Genomic DNA, 22,941 nt, shown 5'->3' on the forward strand with positions numbered 1-22,941 from the left:
TTTGAATATGGACGCTCGCCCTGCAACCGCCCTGAAAAGCCTGACCCAACGCGGCCTCGCCCTGATCCTGGCCAACGCGCTGTTCTGGCAGCCGCTGCTGGCCCAGGCCGACGGCATTGCGGTCAGCGGCCCGGGCACCACGCTCGGCCAGGCAGGCAACGGCGTGCCGGTGGTGAACATCGCCACGCCCAATGGCAGCGGCCTGTCCCATAACCAGTTCAAGGACTACAACGTCGGCCCCAATGGCGTGATCCTCAACAACGCCACGGGCGCGGTGCAGAGCACCCAACTGGGTGGGATCATCGTCGGCAACCCGAACCTCAAGGGCGGCGCGGCGAACGTCATCCTCAACGAAGTCAACGGCGGCAGCCCCAGCCAGTTGCGCGGCTACACCGAAGTGGCGGGGCAGTCGGCCAAAGTCATCGTGGCCAACCCCTACGGCATCAGTTGCAACGGCTGCGGGTTCATCAACACGCCTAACGTCACCCTGACCACCGGTAAACCGGTGATCGACAAAGTCGGTCGCCTCGACCATTACCAAGTGGATGGCGGCGCGGTGACCATCGACGGCCAGGGCTTGAACGCCAGCAACGTCGACCGTTTCGAAATCATCACGCGCACCGCCAAGATCAACGCCAAGATCAACGCGCGTCAGCTCACCGTGATTGCCGGGCGCAATGACGTCGATGCCCAAAGCCTGAAGACCACCGTGCGCACCGACGACGGCAGCGCCAAGCCGGAACTGGCGATCGACTCCTCGGCCCTGGGCGGCATGTACGCCGGCGCGATCAAACTGGTGGGCACCGAGGCCGGCGTGGGCGTGAAGCTCGACGGTACGTTGGCGGCCAGTGGCGGCGATATCCAGCTCGACGCCAACGGCCACTTGAGCATGGCCCAGGCCGCCGCCAGCGGCGCGGTGGATATCAAGGCCGCGAGCTTGGAAACCAAGGGCGCGATCTACGCCGGCACCCGCCTCAAGGCGCAGACGACCAAGGGCACGCTGAAAAACAGCAAGACCCTCGCCGCGCGCGACAGCATCACCCTGGCCAGCAACGGCCAACTGACCAACACCGGCATCATCGAAGCCGGGGTCAACGCCGACAACACCCGCAACGCCGTGGGCGACGTCACGCTCGACAGCCAGAACATCAACAACACCGGCACCGTGATCGCCAATCGCACCCTCACCGCCACCGCCACCCAAGTGGATAACCAGGGCGGCACACTGAGCGCCAGGCAGGCGCTGAACATCACCGCCGACAACGTCGACAACCGCAACAAAGGCCAACTGCTCAGCGACGGTGCGCAAACCCTCACGGTCAGCGGCCTGCTGGACAACAGCCAGGGCGGCATCATCGACAGCACCGGCGCGTTTACCCTGCACGGCAACCGCCTCGACAACAGCGCCGGCAACCTCACCGGCGGCGGTTCGATCACCCTGGACCTGCTCGGCGACCTGATCAACCGCAACGGCAAGCTGGCGAGTGTCGGGCCGCTGCTGGTGCAACGCGCCGCCCACATCGACAACCAGGGCGGCAAGCTCGCCAGCCAGGGCCTGCTGACACTGTTCGCCAACAGCATCGATAACCAGAACAAAGGCACCCTGGCCGCCAACGGTGGGCTGGCAATCACCACGACGGGCCTGCTGCAAAACGGCGCCGACGGCTTGATCCACAGCGAGCAGGGCGGCCTGAACATCAGCGCCGGTACCCTCGATAACAACGGTGGGCGCATCGCCGCCAAAGCCGGTAATGCAGTGGTTGACGCGATCAACTTCAATAACGGCAACGGCACCCTGTTCGCCGGCAGCGGTGTGAGCCTTACCGGGGTCAATGTCGACAACGGCGGCGAGATCGCCGGCAACCGGATCGACGTCAACCTGCGCGGCACCCTGACCAACCGTGGCCTGATCGAAAGCGCCTCGACCCTCGATGTCGAGAGCGCCGGCCTGACCAACAGCGGCCAGATGCGCGCCCTGGGCACCACAGGCAAAACCCGCTACGCCATCGGCGGCCTGCTGAACAACAGCGGCAGCCTGGACACCGCCAACGACCAGCTGAGCCTCGCCGCAGACACCTTCCAGAACACCGGCGGCAAGGTCTTGCACGTGGGCACCGGTGTGCTCGACCTGAGCGGTATCAGCCTGGATGACGTGGGCGGCAGCCTGGTCACCAACGGCGACCTGACCCTCGACAAAACCAACTGGACCAACAGCACCGCGATCCAGGCCGGGCGCCTGACTGTCAACGTCGACAACCTGAAACAGACCGCCACCGGCCAATTGCTCGGCACCCGGGCGCTGGTCGGCAAAGGCCTGGACTGGAGCGTTGGCGGTGCTGTCGCCAGCCAGGGCAGCCTCGACCTGACCGTGGACAACCTGCTCAACGACCACGGCCTGATCTTCAGCGGCGGCGACATGAACCTGCGCGTCGACCGCCTGAAAAACCTCGGCGCCACGCTCTACGCCATGGGCAACCTGCGCGTCGACCGCGACGGGCAGGGCACGGCGGCCACCAGCATCATCAACAGCTCGGGCACGATCGAAAGCGAGCGCAACCTGATCCTGGCCGCCAGCACGATCCAGAATATCCGTACTGTGCTCAACACCGAGTCCGGGATCTACAGCGCGTCCATCACCCCCACGGCCTGTATCAAGTACGTGACCGGTGGCGACTGCGACGGCGGCAAGCAGAACCATCCGTTCCAGATCACCGTGCGTGATCACTTTATCGTCAGCGACGCCACGCCCGCTTCCAGCATCACCTCGGGCGGCAACATGCTGCTGAGCGGCGGTGATCTGCTCAACAGCAGCAGTAGCATTGCCGCCGGCGGCGCCATGACCGTGCGCGTCAACCAACTGAGCAACGTCGGCCTGGTGACCCACGACACCCAGTACGACCGTATCTTTACCTCGGCGCGTGAGCGCAAGCCGGGCGGCTGGTACCGCGAGGCGGCGGCGTTCACCCAGCGCTATGCGGCGGGCCAGAACATGGACGGTGTCGAAGCCGGCCTGGCTTCGTTCATCGGCAAGATGGAAAGCGAAAAGACTGACCTGAGCAAAACCACTCAACTGATGGTGCCGGACCAGAGCTACGCCGCCGTGATTCAGGCCGGCGGCGCCGTGGACGTACACGCCCAGAACGGCATCGATAACAGCGTCGTGAACCGTGGCTACACCTACGTCGGCAGTGGCGCCAACACCACCAAGCCGGGCTTCTCGACCGAGGTCAAACTCAACTCGCAATTGCCACCCGACCTCACCCAGCAACAGGTCAACCCACTGAGCCTGCCTGGCTTCGACCTGCCTACCGGGCCAAACGGCCTGTTCCACCTCAACGACGGCAAGGGTGCCACTGGCCTGCCCACCAGCCAGTTCGCGGCCAGCCCGCACAAGTACCTGATCGAAACCAACCCGCTGTTCACCGACATGCGCCAGTTCCTCGGCTCGGACTACATGCTGACCCGGCTCGGCTACGACCCCGAGACCGCACAACGTCGCCTCGGCGATGGTTTCTACGAACAGCGCTTGATCCAGCAAGCCGTGCTCGCCCGCACCGGCCAGCGCTTCATCGATGGCCAGACCAGCGACGCCGACCTGTTCAAACACCTGATGGACAACGCCATCAGCAGCAAAACCGCGCTCAACTTGTCGGTGGGCGTCAGCCTCACCGCCGAACAGGTCGCGGCCCTGACCCACGACATCGTGTGGCTGGAAAACGCCACCGTCGCCGGGCAGGAGGTGCTGGTACCGGTGCTGTACCTGGCCCAGGCGAACAACCGTCTGGCACCCAACGGTGCACTGATTACCGGCAGTGACGTCAACCTGATCACCGGCAGCAACCTCAATAACGCCGGCACCTTGCGCGCCACCGGCAGCCTGTTGGCTAACGTCGGCGGCAACCTGGCCAACAGCGGTTTGATGCAAGCCGGCGGCCGCCTCGATGTGCTGGCCGGCGACAACCTCAGCAACCGCGCGGGCGGTGTCATCAGCGCGGGCAATGTAAACCTCGCCGCCGGCGCCGACCTGCTCAACGAACGCAGCGTCACCACCCACGAAAGCGCCAGCAGCTACCGCACCGAGCGCAGCGACTTCGTCGACAGCGCCGCGCGCATCGAATCGGCCAACGACCTGGCGCTGAAAGCCGGCGGCAACCTCAACAACGTCGGCGGCGTGCTCAAGAGCGGCGCCGACATGGCCGTCCAAGCCAAAGGCGACGTCAACATCACCGCCTCAAAAAGCCTCGACAGCGGCGCCATCGGCAACCGTTCCAACTTCAGCACCATCGCCCAGCAGGGCTCCGTGGTCGAGGCCGGCCGCGACCTGCACGTGGTTGGCGGGCGCGACATCAGCGCCGTGGCCAGCCAGGTCAATGCCAAGCGCAACGTCAACCTGATTGCCACCCGCGACCTCAACGCCATCGCGGCAGCCAACGAGCAGCATTCGACGTCCAACTCGAAAAAGATCAAAAGCATCGAAGACCACGTGCAGCAAGTCTCCAGCGTGATCAAGGCCGGCGGCGACGCCACCCTGAGCGCCGGGCAGAACCTGCAACTGGTGGCCAGCCAGGTCAACGCTGGCAACGAGGCGTACCTGGTCTCCGGCAAAAACCTCGAGCTTAAGGCCGCTGCAAACCAGGACTACAGCTTCTACAGCAAGACCAAGAAAACCTCCCAAGGCAAGAAATTCCGCCTCGACGAAACCAGCGCCGTGAACAACGTCGGCAGCCTCGTCAGCGCCGGCACAAACAGCACCGTCGTGGCCGGTGAAAACCTGCTGCTGGCCGGCAGCGCCGTCACCGCCGAAAAAGGCGCCACGCAACTGGCGGCCGGCCAGGACGTGAGCATCCTCGCCGTCACTAACTCAGACAGCGCCCGCCACGAACGCAAGGAAAGCAAAAGCAGCTGGGGCGGCCTCAAGTCGAGCAAAGTCCAGGACAAGGTCGACGAAAAACGCACCACCGCCCTGGGCAGCATGGTCTCCGGCGAAACCGTCACCGTCGCCGCCAAGCGCGACGCCACGGTCACCGGTTCCAACCTGGTCAGCACCGGCGACCTCGCCGTACAAGCCGGCCGCGACCTGACCATCGACGCGGCGCAAAACACCTTCGCCCGCACCGACATGCACAAGGAGAAGAACCGCGACCTCACCGGCGTGTTGACCGGCAACAAGCTCGGTCTGGACGACATGACCGGCAACCAGAAGCTCTACATCAACAGCTCCAAACACAACGGCACGGCCAATGAAATGACCTTGACCGGCAGCACGATTGGCTCAAGCGCGGGCAACGTGTCGCTGACGGCAGGGCGTGAGTTGAAGGTGGTGGCCAGTGATCTGGTGAGCACCAAGAACATGGAGTTGAGCGGGGCTGATGTCACCGTTACTTCGGGGATGGAGACGGCCAGTCAGACGAGTAAGGACAGTTCAAAAAGCTTGGCGGTTGGGCGCGTGATTGCAGGCTCTGTGGTAGACACCGCCACCAGCATGCGCGATGCCGTCAAAGCGGCCCGTAGTGCTGATGACCCACGCCTCAAGGCAGTCAAAATCGCCCAGGCAGCCCTCGCCGCCTACAACCTCAACGGCCAGGCGTCGGACGCCAATGCACAAAGCTCCGGCTTCAAAAACAAAACCGGCGGCACGCCCGGCAACGGTTCGCTGATCAAGATCGGCACTGAACTGGCCAATAACCGCAGCAAGAACAGCAGCGAATACAACAGCGCCACCGCCAAGCAGAGCACGCTCAACGCCGGGCAAGACTTGTCGATCATCGCCACGGGTGCGGCGGCGGGATCTCAGGGTGATATCCAGATCACCGGCAGCCGCTTGAAAGCCGCCAACACCCTGTTGTTGGCCAAAAACGATGTGCTGATGCAAAGCGCACAAAACACCACCGACCGTAAAAACGAAGGGTCGAAAACCAAAACCGCCATCGGCGCCAGCTTCAATATTGGCGAGCAAAACGGCTTCACCCTCGACCTCGGTGCGCAGGGTGCCAAGAACAACGGTAACGGCAATTCGGTCACCCAAGTCAACAGCACTCTGGATACCGGTTCGCTGCTATTGCAAAGCGGTGGTGATGCAACGCTCAAAGGCGCCCAGGTTCGCGCGGACAGGATCAAGGCCGATATCGGCGGCAACCTCAATATCATCTCCCTCCAGGACACCGAGTCGTCGCGCAGCAAACAAAACAGCGCAGGCTTCGGCGCGAGCATCTGCGTGCCGCCGTTCTGCTTCGGCTCCACCGTCGCGGCCTCGGCGAACCTTGCCGCTTCCAAGATGAACAGCGACTACAAGGGCGTGACCGACCAGAGTGGCTTGTATGCGGGCACGGGCGGCTACGACATCAATGTCGGCAAGACCACCACCCTGCAAGGCGCCGTGATTGCCAGCGAAGCCAGCGCTGACAAGAACCGCCTCAGCACGGATCGCCTGATCGTCAGCGATATCAAGAATGTCAGCGAGATCAAGAGCCAGTCGGCGAGCATCTCGGTCTCCACCAGCAGCGGTGGCGGCACCTCGCCGGGCGGCGCCATTCCGATAGCCCTCAAGGATAAAGACCACAGTTACACCCGCAGCGCAGTCAGCGAAGGCACGATTGTGGTTCGCAATGCCGAAGGCGCCAACGATTTGGTGGGGCTGAACCGCGACACTGCCAATGCCAATCAGAAGCTCGACCGGCCTGATGAAAAGGCCATGCAGGAACGTATCGACCTGATCCAGAGCTCGGCGCAGTTGGCCAGTGGGGTGATCAGTGCGGTGGGCAAGGCGAAGGCGGACGAAGCGAAAGCACTGGCCGATAAAGCCAAAAACCAGACCGAAACCGGTTCGCCGGACGCCGCTGGAACGGTACTCGCAGCAAATGCCGCTTATGCGGAAGCCAAGCGCTGGCAGGTCGGTGGCGACAAAAAGTTAATGGCTGACATTGCTACCGGTTTGATAGCGGCAGGGCTGGGTGGTGCACCTGTCGGAACGACGGTTGGCATCGTTGCCAACACGGCCTCCAGCGATATCTTCAACAAAATTGGTGATTACGCCCACTCACGTGCGACTGATCCGAAGGCAGATGCGGCCACTCGGGCAGCTTGGGCTGAAGGCGGTGCGGCGCGTGTGATGTTGCATGCGCTGGCAGGCGCGGCTATGGGGTTGTCCAGTGGCAGTGTGCAGAGCGGCGCATTGGGCGCGGGGGCTTCTGCGGCCTTGACGCCTATCGTCACGGATGCGCTGAAAAACACCATTGTTGAGCGACAAAACCGAGACGCCATCTCCGTGCTGATCGCTACAGGCATCGGCGCTGGTGCTGGCTCGGGTGCTGGCCTGTCCGGGGCTGCAGTCGGAGGGAACAGTGCGGCGAAAGTCGAGATGTTCAACCGCCAGATGCACCCTGCGGAAGTTATGGCGCTGAAGACACAAGTCAATGCGTTGGCGGCTGAGGCCCGGATCACTACGGCCGAGGCTGAGCAGCGCTTGGCCAGAGGGCTTGTGTACTACGTTGATGCGACTTGGAACAAAGTCGTTGGCGCTCATCAGGATCAGCCGGATCCACTCACACTCAAATATCTGGGGATCGCGCTAGCGCCCTTAGGGGATAGCTACAGCAAGCGTGTTGATATGGGTGACGTACCGGTTATTGCCGGTGCGAAAAAGACTTACACGCCTGATGAAACTGTTCGTTTACTTCAGGACTATCGCGTCAATAATTCCGGCAGTTACAACAAATCGGAGATCAATGAAGAGTACCTAGTCGGCAAGTTGGATCCCGTCGTGAACCAGCAGCACGACTTTTATCAGAAAAACCTTGGTTATAACTCGTCGCTTGGCGCTCTGCTGGAGGGCGCAGGAACGGGAATTCCCCAGGGATTGGGTGAGGGGGCAGCGAATACGGCTCGTGGGCTCTGGACGCTTGTTACTAACTTCCCCGATGTCAGCTCTCGTATGGCCAATGGGTTAGTTGCTTTTGTATCTGGGCGTGGACCAGAGGCTGATATCCACGACGAAGCGCAGGGTTTCCTGTATCTGCTCCAAGGCGATGAAGTCGCCAGGGCCAGGTTGGCGGCCAAGAGTTCTGCTGAGTTTGCGTTGGCGATGATTCCTGCGGGGAGAGCAGCTGCGGTAGGCAAAGTAGGAGGGCTAGCCAAGGGGGCTGAGGGTGCAGTAGAAGTGGGAGCCGCTACAAAAGCTTCGACTGGTACGCCTCCGTTTACCAGCTTAAAAGGTCCGTATAGTGAAGGGCCTTTTGGAGACTATCCTGCTGGATCGGTTACTTTTAACGGGCAGGCTGTAGATGGCGTTAGTGACTTCAGTAGCGGGCTAGGTGCAAAAGGTGTAAGCGCGGCAGTTAGTGATTTGGCCGCTAATCCAGCAACCTCATTAAGACAAAGCAATGGGGTTGCGCTCAATCCAAATCTACCTGACCCTGTCGCAGGATTGGATTACATACCAAAAACACTCAACTCATCCAATCCCAATATCGCAAACTCTCAGGTAAATGGTTATGTGGGCGAATTGAATTTGGCAAACGACATTGCCAATCTTCCCAATCAAACGGTGGTTAGATACGGTGATGCTATAGGTACGCACGGCGCGGATGTGGTGTCAGTTAATTTAGCTACTGGTAGAGTTACTTTGTGGGATAACAAATATCGTAGCAGCGCTCAAAATGTGCCATCGTCTCCAACGTTTACGCCAGGTTCGAATGCGCTGGATGGAGCAGTTTCCGACGCGCAGACAGCAATCAGAAATTCAAATTTGCCGGATTCAGTAAAGCAGCAAGCAATTCAAAATTTGAGAGATGGTAATTTCAATGCTAATACAGTGGGCTCTGGTGCTGCGAAAAATTCTACACCTGTTAGATTTTGTGGAAATAATCCATGTTGAGGATAAACGATGCTCTTTGATCCGGTCAAAACCCGATTTAATGGTTTCAGTGAGGCAATGCTTAAATGGCAATTGGAGGCGCAGTATGATCCAAAGCGGCCAATGGGGAATGTTGCCAGGTCTGATTTGTCCGATGTGATTTCAGCATGGCTTGTAGGGCTCCACGGCGAGATTGCCCCCGTACTTCCCCGCTCTCTGCAATGGATAGATAAGGCCATAGAAATCGACGAGGAATTCGGGCCAGACATCAATGCTCACAGGACAACATTGCACTGGGCTAAAGCTTTGGGGGAATGGATGGACACGGGCTGGAATTCTGAAGGCGAGTGGGGCCTGGCGCGTGTGTATGAGGAAGCTCGTTGGCGTTACGAAAAACGCCCTTGGTCAATGCACGAAATTGTCAAAAATGGCCTCGATGACTACATGGCTTTTGCCTACCAAGGCGGCGAACATAATGACGGCTTTGAGGCTGGCATTGAGATGTATCAACGTTGGACTGGCAAAACAGAAGTCGCGCTGTCCAAAACTTTGAAACCCCGAGACTTTGGCTACGCCTTGTGCCTTCATAGAACAGCCCGCCGACAGTTTGATGAAGACGACCTGCTTAAGGCAGGCCGAAAAATGCTAAAAAACAATTTGCAAGAAGTTTGGTTAGGAGGAGGACAATATATCCGCGCAGCTACATGGCTTAAGATTGTTTACTGGCACAACGATGAAACCCTGACACCTTTGCAGACAGTGTTGAAGGCCTACGACAATATGCCAAAAGTACCATGTCCGGATTTTGTTTCAGGAGAAAAATAGAATGGGCGTTAATGAAGGAATTTACAACCGCCTATACGCCAGTCACTGAAATATTTCATCTATGACTGCGAAGGAGCTCAATAATTTTTATGAGCGTTTTATACTTGATAAGCCATATTGTTTGGACGAGTTGATTCAAGCTGTCTGGCAGACGCGAGGGTATGAGAACTGGAGCGCGGATTTTTCCCCAGAATCTATAGATATGTTGGCTGAGTGGTTCGCCTCGCGGATTCATAAAGCAAGAATATCGTCAAAAGTTAGCGAAATAAAAAGCGATTCAATTGCCGGTCCGGCCGATTCTAGCGCGCTAGGTCTGTCCGAAGAAGAGATGTCTTTGGCTGTTTTAGTCGGCATGTACTATGGTGAAGTGGCAGTTCGAAATAACCCTGAGCTGAACTGGAGTCAATTAAAAGGTAATAAAAAACAGGCCGACTACGGGCGGCCAGTTATATCTGCATCTGGCACGTTGCCTACCAATCCAGTAAGAGTCGCTCACGCATTCGCATGCGCAATTGTTGATGGATCAAAGACATCAGGCCGGCTTCGAGAAACATATGACTATTGGATGCAATTGATAAAGCCTAAATAAGATGGGGGCTCGGGGCAGACAACGTTTTTTTAATGAATTTGAGACAAGCCTAGAACATTGCGCTCTTTAAGAATTAGCTTTTTTATTTTCATCTGTTTGACGTTTTTTAAGCAAGGCGGTTATAGAAATAACCGCCCATTTTTTATTTATAAGCTTTGTGAACTCAACTTCCGCCCAATCACATCGAGCAAATCACACCCATCCCGTAGCGGAATGGCCAGCAACAGTGCAAAGTCATGAAGCACAATCGCATCACTGCTGATCTCTTCTCGAAACGCAAGGTTCTCTAAAAACTGAGTCACCGCACGAATGCGGTACGCGGCGGCGTCATAGAGAACATCGAGGGGCGCTTGCGTGTCGATCACCAGCGCGGGGATGGTTGAATCGTGGCCTGTCAGGAGCATGTATCTATTCATTTTTGGACTCTCTACTTAAGTGATGAATGCCATCACTCAAACGTCGCCAAACGAATGGGTGACAGCTGTACGCAGGTTGGCGAACCGGCAGTAGAGAAAACCGGCAGACCCGAAGATCTCCCGCGCACAGCCGTCATAAAACGACTTTGCAGGCGCGCAAGTGGCTGCAAAAAAGCTCCCAGCTTGCGCATTCTCTACCGTCAGGTCGCCAAACCTGAATCACCATGTGGGCGACCGGCGGACTATAAGTCCTCAGCGTAAAAACGCGCAAGGCATCAAAAAGCCAACACGTCATCCTGCAAGCTGGCGTCCGTGGTGAAAGCCGGCCGCGACCTGACCATCGACGCGGCGCAAAACACCTTCGCCCGCACCGACATGCACAAGGAGAAGAACCGCGACCTCACCGGTGTGTTGACCGGCAACAAGCTCGGTCTGGACGACATGACCGGCAACCAGAAACTCTACATCAACAGCTCCAAACACAACGGCACGGCCAATGAAATGACCTTGACCGGGAATCGGGGTCAGACCACGTTTTCAGCGAAATCCATACAAGTGTTTAACTTTTTTGTGATGTTTCATTAACGTATATAACGGTTTACGCTATTTATAACGATTCGTGCTCTTTAAAAATTTGATTTATTTTTTGAAATCATTATCTTCCTTTATTTTTGTTGCGGACGTCTAAGCTGATCTCTTTCAGAAATCAGGGGGTTGTTATGGCTCGTCGTCCTCGGTTGTTGGTACCAGGTCTTCCGCTGCACATCATTCAGCGCGGAAATAATCGTTCGGTTTGTTTCTATTCAGAAGATGATTATATTTTCTATATCCACCTCTTAAAGCTCTTGTCGGAAACGCATGGCTGCAAAATTCACGCGTGGTGTCTCATGACGAATCACGTGCATTTATTACTTACTCCAACTACCCCTCTAAGTGCTTGTTCGTTAATGAAAGGGCTTGGTCAGCGTTATGTCCAAAATATAAACCGTACTTATCAACGAACAGGAACTCTGTGGGAAGGTCGTTATCGTTCTTGTTTGGTGCAGCACGAAAGCTATTTGATGGCCTGTTATCGTTACATAGAAATGAATCCCGTCAGAGCGGGAATGGTGGATCATCCCGCTGAGTATCGTTGGACGAGCTACCGAGCAAATGCACAGCTGGAATCTTCAGCACTTATAACGCCTCATGATTGTTATAAAGAATTGGGTAGTGATGTCGATCAGAGGGCTGAGGCGTATCGTCGTCTTTTCAAGGATGAGCTTCAGCAAGAAGTAATCGACCAAATCAGAGATGCTACAAATGGAAATTACGTATTCGGAACGGGAAAGTTTGCGTCGCAGATAGCACAAGCTTTGGGTAAGCGAACCGTTAGAGGATTCGCTGGCCGCCCAAAGAGATGATTTTCAAACGTCAATTGTGGTCTGACCCCTATTTTCCGCTCGCAGCAAATGCCGCTTATACGGAAGCCCAGCGCTGGCAGGTCGGTGGTGATAAACGCTTGATGGCAGACATTGCGACCGGGTTGATTGCCGCAGGGCTGGGTGGTGCACCTGTGGGAACGACGGTGGGTATTGTCGCCAACACAGCCTCCAGCGATATCTTGAGCAAGATTGGTGATTACGCTCAATCTCGTGCGACTGATCCGAAGTCAAGTGCGGCTACTCGGGCGGCTTGGGCTGAAGGCGGTGCGGCGCGTGTGATGTTGCATGCGCTGGCAGGCGCGGCTATGGGGTTGTCCAGTGGCAGTGTGCAGAGCGGCGCATTGGGCGCGGGGGCTTCTGCGGCCTTGATGCCGAGTATTGCGGATGCGCTGGGTAAAAATGGTATCAGGGGCTCGGAACAGGAAGCGTTGGCTGCGTTGGTCGCCGTCGGTGTAGGCGCTTCTGTAGGCGGTCGTGGCACCACCGCAGGTGCGATAGTTGCTGGGAATACGGCGGCAGCCGTCGAGCAATACAACCGTCAAGCGCACCCTACGGAAGCGCGCCTCATACAAAAAGAGGCCGATAAGTTAGCGGCGGAGGCAGGAATTTCTCCTGACGAAGCAGAAAGACGCATGGCCGCAGCGCTCGCGTCCTATACCGATAAAACCTGGCAAGCAACGGTCGAAAAAGCCGGTGAGAGTCAGTTTGACCCCCTCACCCTAAAACACCTGGGTGAGGCGCTGGCGCCGTTGGGGGCCATTTATGAAAACAGCGCGCTCTATCCCGAAGGGACTCGCCGCTCTTATAACGGCGAAGAAACGCTCAGCTTGCTCAAAAACTATAACGTCACTCATGCCGGAGACTTCAAAGACGGCAGCGTCAATCTGGATTATTTGAACGATCCAAATCTGGGGCTGGTGGACTTCTATAAAAGCAACCTCGATTACCGAGGCAAAGTTTCTGGAGGAGATGAAGGGAAGGGGGCTGCTGTCGGGGTGGGCCTGAGTCTTCTGGGAACGCTCCAGAGTATGGGCTCTTTGTTCAAGATTGCGGTTGGCAGCAACTCGTTGGAAGAGGCCAACAAACTAATTGATCCTTTCATAGAGCCGTCTTCCGGTTTGGTCGACAACTGGATGACGAATGATGCGCAGAGCTTAGTGTTTGGCCTGCAAAACAATACCTACGAGCAGTATTTGAAGAATGCCCAGCTTAGCGCAGACATTGTGCAGATGGGCTTACCCGGCGGACAAATGGGTAGGATTCGTCAGATAGGGAAAGGGGCAGAGACAGCCAAAGCTGCAGAAGCGGGCAAGCTTGCTTTTGCAGACGGCAAGCTTCTGGAGGAACTTGCGGATGTACCCGTGACGAGTAAAGGCGCGCTTAATGGGCCGGCTTTGGCGGGTGATAAAGGTTCTATTGTTGTCTCAACAGCAGCAGGCGAGGTGAAATTACCTGAGTGGTACCGCGTCGATGGAGCCGCAGGCGCTGATTTTGTCTCGTTTGATAATGCGCTGGCTGACGGCGCGAAGCGTATTATCAATACGCGCACGGGTAACTTTGAAGTCTTGGGCGCAGATCGCCAGGTGTACTTCAATGGTCCCAATGGACTAGTGCCCAAGGAGGGGGGTACTCTTGCGATACTGGCTGAGGCTGAAAGGAGAATTGCTGAGGCGAAAGATGCAGTGCCTCAAATCAAAGCCGGCGCTGCCGGTGGTGAAACAGCAGGTAAGGCCTTCCCACAAGCTGTAAAGGATGCTGCCAAGGCAGAGAATCCACGTTCTACATGCGTGTACTGTCGTATTGATGGAACTGGAACTCAAGTTGATCATGCGATTCCAAAGGCTAGAGGGGGAGATGCTACACTGGAAAACGCTCAAATGGCGTGCCCGCACTGTAACGCTTCAAAGGGCGCACGAGATTTTCCTGTCAATCCTCCGCCAGGGTATCGTGGTGAATGGCCTCCTTCACACTGGTAAAAAAATGAGTAGAGAATATATATGAAGTATCAGCCCGGAGAATATGAAGCTGTACATCAAGCGCCTGTTTGGCGTGATCGTGCCAATTTCATATTTGTCGCTCACCTTGGGACTAAGGATGGACATAACGAGTGGGAGCAGTTATGGGGTCAAAAAACAGCCGCCCACAGATTCATCCTCTGCTGTATTCCATTTTTTGCTCAAGACATCGCTTTAGGCGACGAGGTGGAAACGGATGTTGACTTTGTAGTCCAGCGAGTTATTCAACATGCCGGGCAAACGACTTTCAGAGTATGGTTTGGTGCCCAAGATAAGACTACACGCGAAGAATTGATACTAGAGATTGAGACCATGGACCCATTAATGGAATGGTCTTCAGAGAGTCTGCTTGCACTTAGCCTTTCTGATGGAATCGAAGCGCAACGCATGGCCGATTATTTGCAGGCTCGTGAGGAGCAAGGTTTACTTAAATACGAAACTGGACGGCGCTGACATTTGGAAGCGGCCGGGTAATCGGGGCCAGACAGGTTTTTTTTGAGTGTGGGTGGGCTGATCCTGAAATGTTACGTTCTTTCAGAATTAGGTTTTTATTTATTTGTTTGAAATGGTTTGAATAACGATAAAAGGAGGCAGACTTATTTGAGTTTGGTGCTGGTCGGTAAACTATTAAATAAATATTTGCCTTTTAATTTCTTGGAGGCGCCCACGCAGATGGCTGGGGTGTCCTAGCCTATTTTGGGTGCTGCCAATAGAGCGGGCGTTGCCATCAGAAATACCAAGGGGGATATTTATTAATGGTCACGCCTGTTTTTTACAGTAAACTTTGGTTTCGCGCCAAGAAATGCGCGATAGAGCTAATGAATGAATCCACGGCACGGGCCAAGCATCAGGCAGGTAAGTCATATACCGCTCTAATTGGGTCTGAATCAACTCCCTCTTGTTTTGTTGAAATGCTGATAGATAAAGGTATGGTTGGGGTTGGTTTTCTTGACGATGAAGGCCATGAGTATCTGACCTATCAATTTCACTACTTAGATGAAAGCCAACTTTTTCTCTCGATGGCAACCCACCGTGAATTCGAGGGGGACAAGGTCAGCCTTGGAACAACTTATATCTTTGGACGGCAGGGTGATCTTGTAATTAGGCGTGAGAGGATGAGTCTCTATAAGGTTGAAGAGGCTCAATCGACCTTTGAACCGGCAGGGAACTACCAAGTTGCACCGAAATTTGGTGATTATTCAGGTGTAATAATATTAATTGGCGAGGGGTTTGGTTGGTTCAGAAAATAAGCGTGACGGATTTATTTAATGTGACGCTGAACGGTAAGCTATTAAATAAGTTTGTCACCCATTAATGGGTGCCTCCGCGTTATCAGCATTTCCAATAGTGAGACTGATTTCTAGCTGAAAAAAGAGACAGCAATGAAAAAAAATGAACCTCGGTGGGTCGCTATTTATCTTCCTTGTGCCTGCGCGTTCGGTCTTTTGTTTATGTGTGTGTTCTTTCAGATTGCCGGGTATTGGCTGAGTGGTGGCGAGGACTTTATTGCGCTTATAAAAGAAAATGTGCCGCTTTATTTAAAAATGGCTGGGGCCGGAATTGTTCTAGGTTTCGTTCTATGGTTTTTTAATATCCGTTGATTTTTCATTTAATAAAAGTAGTTGAGCTTTTGTATAGGGACGGATTTTATTTAAATGTGACGCTGATCAGTAGGTAATTAGATAGATCTGCCCCGAATGGCACTTACTTAACAGGTAACCCACTGATCCTGCTTAAAAAATTGAAAAAGGCTGGCCTTGGTCTACGGTGATAGTTGCGAACACACACCAATAGAACAAGGACACAGCCCGCGTGAATCGTAGACGTCAAATCGTCAATCATCAACAGCAGCGCATTCATCAGCACGCCAAAAACAGCAGTGCTCCAGCATTCTTCAAGTTGCTCGTCGACCCAGAGCTGCTGCAGCGTGTCGAGCCTGTGATGCCCAAGCATCGTCAACGGTTGTTCACACCAACCGAGACCCTGTCGATGTTTCTGGCCCAGGCCATGAGTGCCGACCGTTCTTGCCAGAATGTCGTGAATGACTTCTCGATCAAACGTTGCTGCGATGGGTTGAAGCCCAACAGCGTGCACACCGGCGCTTATTGCAAAGCACGGGCACGGTTGCCGGTAGAAATGGTTTCAACGTTGTTGCGCTCAACGGGATTATCAATGAGCCACAACGCGCCACCATCATGGCGCTGGATGGGGCGCCCAGTGCGTCTAGTGGACGGCACCACGGTGACCATGCCGGACACCACGGCCAACCAAAATGCCTATCCGCAGTCTCGTGGCCAGAAAGTCGGGTTGGGTTTCCCCATCTGCCGTTTGGTGGGGATCATTTGCCTGGCCAGCGGTGCCGTTTTAGATGCCTCGCTGGGGCGCTTTCGAGGCAAGGGTGGCGATGAGCAGACACTGCTCAGAACGATGCTCGACACGCTTAATCGAGGCGACGTTGTGTTGGGCGATGCCTACTACGCGACGTACTTTCTGCTGTGCGAACTGCAACGTCGTGGAATCGACGGTGTGTTCGAACAATACGGTGCCAGGCGGCGCAGTTCGGACTTTCAACTGGGGCAATCACTGGGATCGGAAGATCATTTGGTTGCGCTGAAAAAGCCCAGGCAAAGGCCTTCCTGGATGAGCCAAACTTATTACGACGATGTGCCTGAAACGCTGACAGTACGTGAACTGAAAACCGGCGGAAAAATCCTGGTAACCACCTTGAAGTGCCCACAACAAGCGTCCAAGGCAGCGCTCAAATCACTGTACAAAGACCGATGGCATGTTGAGCTGGACTTGCGCAATCTCAAGACAACGTTGGGGCTTGAAACGCTGAGCTGCAAGACGCCTGACATGGCCGTCAAAGAGTCATGGGTGTATCTGCTGGCGCACAATTTGATTCGGATGGTAATGGCCCAATCAGCACTATTAGCAGATTGTTTGCCGCGACAGCTGAGCTTCAAACATAGCCTTCAGTTATGCCTTGCGATGTGCCAGTACGATGCCGATGCACATGGCGATGGGGCGCAGGATTTACTTAAACTGATCGCCAGGAAACGTGTGGGAAACCGGCCTGGGCGCATTGAGCCTCGTGCCATAAAGCGAAGGCCCAAGCCTTACCCGATGCTGATGCAGAAGCGTTCGGAGGCAAGGGCCGAGGTGAGGAAAAATGGACACCCGAAGAAGGTTAAGTAAGTGTCATTCAAATCTGTCCCCATTAATTGTCCCCGTTAATGGGATTCAGGAAAAGCCAAGGTTCAGGGTGTAACAGTCAAAGTCGGTGTTCCCGCCCCCAGTAAAACAGGTGTAGCAGAATTTAAGGTGGAACCATGGACCAAGAAGTAATTCAGTGCGAGCGCTCGGGCGTAAACCCGAAATGGCCCTCCTACAAAAGTTTGCTGGGGCGCATAGCCGAGGGGCCACACGTCTCAGATGAATACGAGTTGAATGGCATCCGTGAATATGTTGAGCGCGGCGATGCATTTGCGAAGCCATCAAGGCCTGTACCGAATAGTGACAACGTTACGCGTAGTAGCTCCGAATGGATGGCCGTCACACGAGCCCACAAGGTATTGGCAACCGCACCAGATAATCCGCAATGGCTTCTGGAATTGGCCCATTGGCTGCGCTATTACCAAGTAGGAATTTGGCAGTTGTTCTTCTGGGCGGGCCAGTTCGACATTATTGCCAAAGCGGCAGGCAATGATCGACGCCGCCAAAACTACAGCATCCAAACCGCCACCAATATGATGGCTGCCATGGCGATCCTAGGTTGGAAGGATGCTGTCATCCATCAGGGCTATCTCACCCATGCGGCTCTCAACCGTGGGCATCAATTAGTGATTGAGTACGAAGAGCAACACCGCCGCGCCCAAGCCTTTATGCTGCGTGTGTTTGCCGATTGGGTGGGCGACGTCTCGCATCAATGGCCTGCTTATGCTTACGACGAACCCATCTACGAAGCCTTGTTGGCCAAGTGGCGCACTCCCAGCCCCGACGACCTGATGCCCTGTCTGTTGGCCGCGTGTGACCGCCACACTTGGCAAACCGGCAAAGAGAGCCAGAAGAACTCTTACGACTTCAATCAGGACTGGCACTTGGAGCGCGTGCCGGTGGAAATTCTCTATATCCTGCGCCTGCGCCAGTGGGAAGGTTTAGCCAATCCGCAGAAGATTGATCATCCGCTGCTGGCCGCGCCCTTTGATCAATTGCCGCCCGAGCAGCCAGTGCCTGAGTTGGACGAGTTGATGCAAGGTGTACTCAACCGTGCCAGAGAAGACTGGCCAAATTACGATGACGTGCTGTCTTTGCCAGCGCTGAAAGGTTGAATAGGGTGCAAAAGGGCCGGGCCAGGTTACTCCTGATGCTATAAGCCCCCCCAAGCTCAGCTCGGTTGAAGACCTGTTTGGGCAGACATTTGAAAGTATCCCGCTGTCGCACCTTCCCAATTGGAAGACCGGTTCGCTTGCAAATGATGGGGTGTTGGGCGAGCAACTGTCCCTTCAAACCCTTAACGAAAAAACCGGCCTCAATTTCAAGCCATTGCAGAACGGTAGCAACCACGGCTGCGATGGCTGCGCGGTTGCGATCAATGACGATACGATCACAGTAATGGTGATGGATGCGAAGTCTTCTGTGAACGGCGTGAATGGGGCACGTACGCCTCATGGGGATCCGGAGACAAGATTGAGAGGGTGGTTGGCTAATCGTTCGATAACCCAATCTGATCCTGCGTTGGCTACAGCATTGGAGTCCGCGTTGCAAAGCGGTGGAGTCAAAGTCCAAGGCGTTACCGTTAAAATTGGGTTGCCAGCACCCGGTAAAACAGGTCAAGCAGAAATTAAGGTGGAACCATGGCCCAAAAAATAAATCAACTTGAACGCGTAGGTGTGAACCCAAGGTGGCCTTCCTACAAAAGCGTACTCGCTCGCATCGCCAGAGGGCCGCATGTTGACGATGCGTTTTATGTCGAAGCGATACGCAGATACGTTACCCGGGAGGATGCAAAGCCCACTGATCCAATGATGGTTCCAAATAAAAACAATGCGACAAGTATCATCCCGAAACGAATGGCACTGGGCAGACTTTATAAAGTTCTTGCCACTGCCCCAGACAACCCGCAATGGTTGCAAGAATTGGCTTATTGGATGCGCTACTACCAAGTAGGTGTTTGGCAATTATTCTTTTGGGCACACCAGTACGATCAATTCCACGGCAACCACATTCGCCAACAAAACTACAGCATCCAAACCGGTGCCAACATGATGGCCGCGATGGCGATTTTGGGCTGGAAGGATGCCGTCCTCCATCAGGGCTATCTCACTCATGCGGCGCTTAATCGCGAACATCAGTTGGTGATCGAGTACGAAGAGCAGCACCGCCGCGCCCAGGCTTTTATGCTTCGCGTGTTTGCCGATTGGGTGGGGGATGTATCGCACCTGTGGCCGGCCTATGCATATGATGAACCTATCTACGAAGCTCTACTGGCCAACTGGCGCACCGCCAACCCCGACGACTTGTTGCCCTGTCTGCTGGCCGCATGTGACCGCCACACCTGGCAAACCGGCAAAGACAGCCAAAAGAGTTCGTACGATTTCGATCAGGAATGCCACATGGAGCGCGTGCCGTTGGAAATCCTCTACATACTGCGTCTACGCCAATGGGAAGGCTTGTCCAATCCTCAGCAGATTGATCATCCGCTGATGGCCGCGCCCTTTGACCAATTGCCGCCCGAGCAGCCAGTGCCTGAGTTGGACGAGTTGATGCAAGGTGTGCTCAAACGCGCAAGGGAAGACTGGCCACAGTACGATGAGGTGCTGTCTTTGCCAGCATTGAAGAGTTGAATAGGTGCAAAAGGACCAGGGCAGGTTATCCCTGATGCAATCAGCCCACCCAAGTTCAACCGGGTTGAAGACCTGTTTGGGCAAACATTTGAAATGTATCCCGCTGTCGCACCTTCTCAATTGGAAGACCGGTTGGATAAAGGTGACTGATTTATTTAGGTGTAGCGTTGGTCGGCAAGCTATTAAATAAATCTGTCCCCTTTAATCAGTGCCATACAGCAAGGCCAGGTTAACTTTTCAACCTTTACTGCTAAGCAATTAGAGCAGATTAATGCGGGGGCAAAAAAAATTGATGGGTACACGTGGCATCACCATCAGGACAGCGGGCGAATGCAACTAGTGCCTGAATTGATTCATAAAAAAACAGGACATATTGGTGGCGAAGCTATGGGGGGTGGAATGTGAGTGCTATTGAGCTTGATAGTTTCAATGATGAACTGATGGCTTTTGTCATTACGTGTTTATTTTGCGGTGCTATCAGCAAAAATGAGCTCAGTACGTGGTGCGCTCAAGCCTTGTCACTAAATAACGCCCCAGCTTTTTTATATGATTTGATGGATTTTCAAGATGAGATTTTCAAGGTGTATAAGATAATTGGTTACGTGCCCCATTGGGAGCATGCGGAGGGCGACGAATACGCATTGTATGGTATCGCCCTCCGTAGAGGTTTTAAGCCTTATGACATGCCTGTATCCACGACCGAAGCGCTCATTCACCTTGAAGCGTCACCACATATTGAAAATTTATTCAAAGAGGTCTTTACCTTTATCAGGCTGTAAGTCGGTGCAAAAGCTACTGTTAACAGTGCTGCCGAAGGTTCTACGCCTGGGATAAAGGGGACGGATTTATTTAGGTGGTGCTCTTTGGCGGTAATCCATTAAATAGATCTTTCCCCTTCAATGCTTGCTCGCGGCGTGCATCGACAGCAGGTAAATCCTGTTGGATAAACTATAAAAAGACTTGGGAAGCTAGGGGTGAAGTATAGACTGATAGATGGCCAGCTCAATCCTCCAGCTGAACCGGAGGCAATCGACAGGCTGTCGAAGTCTTTAGGTTTTTCGCTGCCTAGAAGCTATATCGAATTTCTAAAAGTCCACAATGGTGGTGAAGGCTTCATAGGCGGAAACTACATCATTCTTTGGAGGGCTGAGGAACTGGCTGATTTCAATCGAGAATATGAAGTAACAACCTACGCCCCAGGTATTTTCTTGTTCGCCTCCGATGGTGGTGGTGAAGGATATGGTTTTGATAGGGAGGATGCGGCCATGCCAATAGTGCATATCCCTTTCATAGGCATGGAGCGGCAATACGCTGAAACGGTCGCGCGTGATCTGCCTGAACTTTTTGCTCGATTGGCTGAAATCAATGAATGATCAGAAAAGGTCGATGCGCCCCAAGGACATGGAGTTGTTTGAAGTCACTCCAATCATTTTGGGGGGAGACCCAGCCAGCCCCAAGAACAAGACTTGGCTGACCCGGCAACAGCATTTTGAAGCGGTACGCTATTGGAATCGTGTGATCAGCGAGCTACGTACAAAGCAGTAGTAATTGAGGTGATTAATGGCAAACACTTGCGAAACGAAAGATATGCTTCTGGCCCGACGCGTTGCTGAATTCCCTGCATTCAGATCTGAGCGCCTGCCGGTACTGCATAAGTTTTGTGAAAGTCTCGGATTTGATCAGCCGCATGAAGTGTTGCTTGAGCCAAAAAAAATTTTATTCCAGCTGGACAGTCGTTTTCAAAACGCGGACATCAATGAGGAAGATCAGGTTTGGTTTGTTACCCGCATCGGCTATTACATCGGCGAATACCTGACCTCCCTGTTTGGTGGCTATTGGCTACTTGATGAGGATCTGTCGTCATCCTCTTTTGCCAGATATGTAGTCGGCGACTTTTCAACGGCAGGTGTTAAAATTAACATCGTCGACCCGTTTGAAATAGCACAACGCTATGCAACTACGCCGGCTCCGCGTTTTTTAAGACAAGAGATCGAAACGGCGCTGGACTAAAAAAATTAGATATCCCCGAGTGGTCGACGCTTCTAGCGCCAAAATGGAGATGGCATGAACGTTAAAACGGCCTTAGAAGCACTGGGCTTACCCGACGCACTGGTAGCATGCGCCGATGGAAGCATCGGTACGCCCATTTGCACGCTGAAAGCCCCTGCCGAGTGGTATGTGTTTCCACCTGCGTTGATCCCGATATGGAGCGACGGATCTTGGCCTACCTATATAGGTTACTGGAAGCACTGGTTTGTTGATCGTGAACCCACCTTCGTAAAAATGTACGTTGGCAGCGACGGAATGACCGTCGAGATCGCCCGCACGCCTGCGCAACTGATGGGCGTGCTTGCAATGATGTCGATGAGTCTTGAGGAGGGCGTCACGCCGGAACTTGAGCAGTTCGCCAAGACGGTGGGGCTTGATTGCCTGGACGCATTGGATGCGCAGTCGTTGAAAAGTGGCGACGACTCCAAAGGCTTCGCCAACGTTGAACCGTTCAAGACGTTGACGCCGCTGGCCAGTATTTCTGACGGTGCAAAGCGTTATACCGGAAACTTTCCGAACCCGTTCGACCCAATCCCTAATTGGTGGGAAAGCAGTTGCTATTTTGAAGTTGTCGACCAGCACATCCCAGTGCCGAAAGGCGTGGAATTGCCCGCTTGGTTCGATCCTGAACGCGAAAAAAAGCCGTTGTTCGAGGATTTCATGCAAGCGGGACGCCTTGACTGCGCATGGCTGACCTTGAACTCCACCGGCTGGTCCATCGCCGATGCACGGCAGGCACTGGTTGCGTTGCAGGAACGCGCCGATGATAAGGCGTTTGACGCGGTTGTCGCCTACTGGTTGTCTATTGCGGATTTGGATGCTGGGGCATATTAAAAAGTGAAGGGAAATCGGGGTTAAGGGATCGGATAAAGCTGACTGATTTATTTAGGTGTAGCGTTGGTCGGTAAGCTATTAAATAAATCTGT

18 protein-coding genes are annotated in these 22,941 nt (G+C 54.4%); 17 read left to right on the plus strand and 1 reads right to left on the minus strand.

Annotated features, from left to right (window positions below; translation table 11 throughout):
- The first annotated feature begins 7 nt into the window (after positions 1-7).
- From H0Z09_RS02840 to H0Z09_RS02850, 3 genes are all read left to right on the plus strand, one after another.
- On the plus strand, positions 8-8,872 hold the full coding sequence (locus H0Z09_RS02840; RefSeq protein ID WP_238340190.1) for a hemagglutinin repeat-containing protein: 8,865 nt from the start codon (positions 8-10) through the stop codon (positions 8,870-8,872).
- Positions 8,873-8,881: 9 nt separating this feature from the next.
- Positions 8,882-9,676 carry a hypothetical protein gene (locus H0Z09_RS02845; RefSeq protein ID WP_186687097.1) on the plus strand — a complete coding sequence of 265 codons (795 nt, stop codon included), beginning with the start codon at positions 8,882-8,884 and terminating at the stop codon, positions 9,674-9,676.
- A gap of 61 nt (positions 9,677-9,737) precedes the next feature.
- Complete coding sequence (locus H0Z09_RS02850; protein WP_186687100.1) at positions 9,738-10,265, plus strand: hypothetical protein; 528 nt, start codon at positions 9,738-9,740, stop codon at positions 10,263-10,265.
- A 146-nt stretch (positions 10,266-10,411) separates the two neighbouring features.
- On the opposite strand, the gene H0Z09_RS02855 is transcribed toward H0Z09_RS02850, so the two are convergent.
- Positions 10,412-10,681: a hypothetical protein gene (locus tag H0Z09_RS02855; protein ID WP_186687103.1), complete on the minus strand. Its 270-nt coding sequence runs from the start codon at positions 10,679-10,681 to the stop codon at positions 10,412-10,414.
- Positions 10,682-10,996: 315 nt separating this feature from the next.
- Between H0Z09_RS02855 and H0Z09_RS02860 the strand changes: the two genes are divergently transcribed.
- From H0Z09_RS02860 to H0Z09_RS02930, 14 genes are all read left to right on the plus strand, one after another.
- A complete protein-coding gene (locus tag H0Z09_RS02860) occupies positions 10,997-11,266 on the plus strand; it encodes a hypothetical protein (protein ID WP_186687105.1) in 270 nt (89 codons plus the stop codon).
- A 134-nt stretch (positions 11,267-11,400) separates the two neighbouring features.
- Positions 11,401-12,084 carry a transposase gene (locus H0Z09_RS02865; protein WP_186687108.1) on the plus strand — a complete coding sequence of 228 codons (684 nt, stop codon included), beginning with the start codon at positions 11,401-11,403 and terminating at the stop codon, positions 12,082-12,084.
- Complete coding sequence (locus H0Z09_RS02870; protein WP_186687111.1) at positions 12,081-14,081, plus strand: HNH endonuclease signature motif containing protein; 2,001 nt, start codon at positions 12,081-12,083, stop codon at positions 14,079-14,081. The genes H0Z09_RS02865 and H0Z09_RS02870 overlap by 4 nt, the downstream gene beginning before the upstream one ends.
- A gap of 21 nt (positions 14,082-14,102) precedes the next feature.
- Positions 14,103-14,573: a DUF4265 domain-containing protein gene (locus H0Z09_RS02875; RefSeq protein ID WP_186687114.1), complete on the plus strand. Its 471-nt coding sequence runs from the start codon at positions 14,103-14,105 to the stop codon at positions 14,571-14,573.
- 302 nt (positions 14,574-14,875) lie between these two features.
- A complete protein-coding gene (locus H0Z09_RS02880; protein ID WP_186687117.1) occupies positions 14,876-15,370 on the plus strand; it encodes a lytic transglycosylase in 495 nt (164 codons plus the stop codon).
- A 132-nt stretch (positions 15,371-15,502) separates the two neighbouring features.
- Positions 15,503-15,721: a hypothetical protein gene (locus tag H0Z09_RS02885; RefSeq protein ID WP_186687120.1), complete on the plus strand. Its 219-nt coding sequence runs from the start codon at positions 15,503-15,505 to the stop codon at positions 15,719-15,721.
- Between the two features lie 211 nt (positions 15,722-15,932).
- Positions 15,933-17,318 carry an IS4 family transposase gene (locus H0Z09_RS02890; RefSeq protein ID WP_186687122.1) on the plus strand — a complete coding sequence of 462 codons (1,386 nt, stop codon included), beginning with the start codon at positions 15,933-15,935 and terminating at the stop codon, positions 17,316-17,318.
- Between the two features lie 458 nt (positions 17,319-17,776).
- Complete coding sequence (locus H0Z09_RS02895) at positions 17,777-18,451, plus strand: hypothetical protein (RefSeq protein WP_186687912.1); 675 nt, start codon at positions 17,777-17,779, stop codon at positions 18,449-18,451.
- Between the two features lie 151 nt (positions 18,452-18,602).
- Positions 18,603-18,992, plus strand: a complete 390-nt coding sequence (locus tag H0Z09_RS02900) for a hypothetical protein (protein ID WP_346656773.1) — start codon at positions 18,603-18,605, stop codon at positions 18,990-18,992.
- Between the two features lie 278 nt (positions 18,993-19,270).
- Positions 19,271-19,966 carry a hypothetical protein gene (locus H0Z09_RS02905; RefSeq protein WP_186687914.1) on the plus strand — a complete coding sequence of 232 codons (696 nt, stop codon included), beginning with the start codon at positions 19,271-19,273 and terminating at the stop codon, positions 19,964-19,966.
- A 401-nt stretch (positions 19,967-20,367) separates the two neighbouring features.
- Positions 20,368-20,745, plus strand: coding sequence for a hypothetical protein (locus tag H0Z09_RS02915; RefSeq protein ID WP_346656774.1), 378 nt, complete (start codon positions 20,368-20,370; stop codon positions 20,743-20,745).
- A 195-nt stretch (positions 20,746-20,940) separates the two neighbouring features.
- Positions 20,941-21,339, plus strand: coding sequence for an SMI1/KNR4 family protein (locus H0Z09_RS02920; RefSeq protein ID WP_186687128.1), 399 nt, complete (start codon positions 20,941-20,943; stop codon positions 21,337-21,339).
- Between the two features lie 187 nt (positions 21,340-21,526).
- Positions 21,527-21,976, plus strand: coding sequence for a hypothetical protein (locus H0Z09_RS02925; RefSeq protein ID WP_186687131.1), 450 nt, complete (start codon positions 21,527-21,529; stop codon positions 21,974-21,976).
- A gap of 54 nt (positions 21,977-22,030) precedes the next feature.
- Complete coding sequence (locus H0Z09_RS02930; RefSeq protein ID WP_186687134.1) at positions 22,031-22,849, plus strand: hypothetical protein; 819 nt, start codon at positions 22,031-22,033, stop codon at positions 22,847-22,849.
- Positions 22,850-22,941 lie beyond the last annotated feature (92 nt).

This window comes from Pseudomonas sp. SWRI18 (assembly GCF_014268345.1).
Lineage (GTDB): Bacteria > Pseudomonadota > Gammaproteobacteria > Pseudomonadales > Pseudomonadaceae > Aquipseudomonas > Aquipseudomonas cedrina.

Excerpts from the sequence above, each read along its gene's own strand:
- H0Z09_RS02840 (WP_238340190.1), top strand. The coding sequence starts at position 8 with ATGGACGCTCGCCCTGCAACCGCCCTGAAAAGCCTGACCCAACGCGGC.
- H0Z09_RS02845 (WP_186687097.1), top strand. The coding sequence starts at position 8,882 with ATGCTCTTTGATCCGGTCAAAACCCGATTTAATGGTTTCAGTGAGGCA.
- H0Z09_RS02850 (WP_186687100.1), top strand. The coding sequence starts at position 9,738 with ATGACTGCGAAGGAGCTCAATAATTTTTATGAGCGTTTTATACTTGAT.
- H0Z09_RS02855 (WP_186687103.1), bottom strand. The coding sequence starts at position 10,681 with ATGAATAGATACATGCTCCTGACAGGCCACGATTCAACCATCCCCGCG.
- H0Z09_RS02865 (WP_186687108.1), top strand. The coding sequence starts at position 11,401 with ATGGCTCGTCGTCCTCGGTTGTTGGTACCAGGTCTTCCGCTGCACATC.
- H0Z09_RS02870 (WP_186687111.1), top strand. The coding sequence starts at position 12,081 with ATGATTTTCAAACGTCAATTGTGGTCTGACCCCTATTTTCCGCTCGCA.
- H0Z09_RS02875 (WP_186687114.1), top strand. The coding sequence starts at position 14,103 with ATGAAGTATCAGCCCGGAGAATATGAAGCTGTACATCAAGCGCCTGTT.
- H0Z09_RS02880 (WP_186687117.1), top strand. The coding sequence starts at position 14,876 with ATGGTCACGCCTGTTTTTTACAGTAAACTTTGGTTTCGCGCCAAGAAA.
- H0Z09_RS02885 (WP_186687120.1), top strand. The coding sequence starts at position 15,503 with ATGAAAAAAAATGAACCTCGGTGGGTCGCTATTTATCTTCCTTGTGCC.
- H0Z09_RS02905 (WP_186687914.1), top strand. The coding sequence starts at position 19,271 with ATGCGCTACTACCAAGTAGGTGTTTGGCAATTATTCTTTTGGGCACAC.
- H0Z09_RS02925 (WP_186687131.1), top strand. The coding sequence starts at position 21,527 with ATGGCAAACACTTGCGAAACGAAAGATATGCTTCTGGCCCGACGCGTT.
- H0Z09_RS02930 (WP_186687134.1), top strand. The coding sequence starts at position 22,031 with ATGAACGTTAAAACGGCCTTAGAAGCACTGGGCTTACCCGACGCACTG.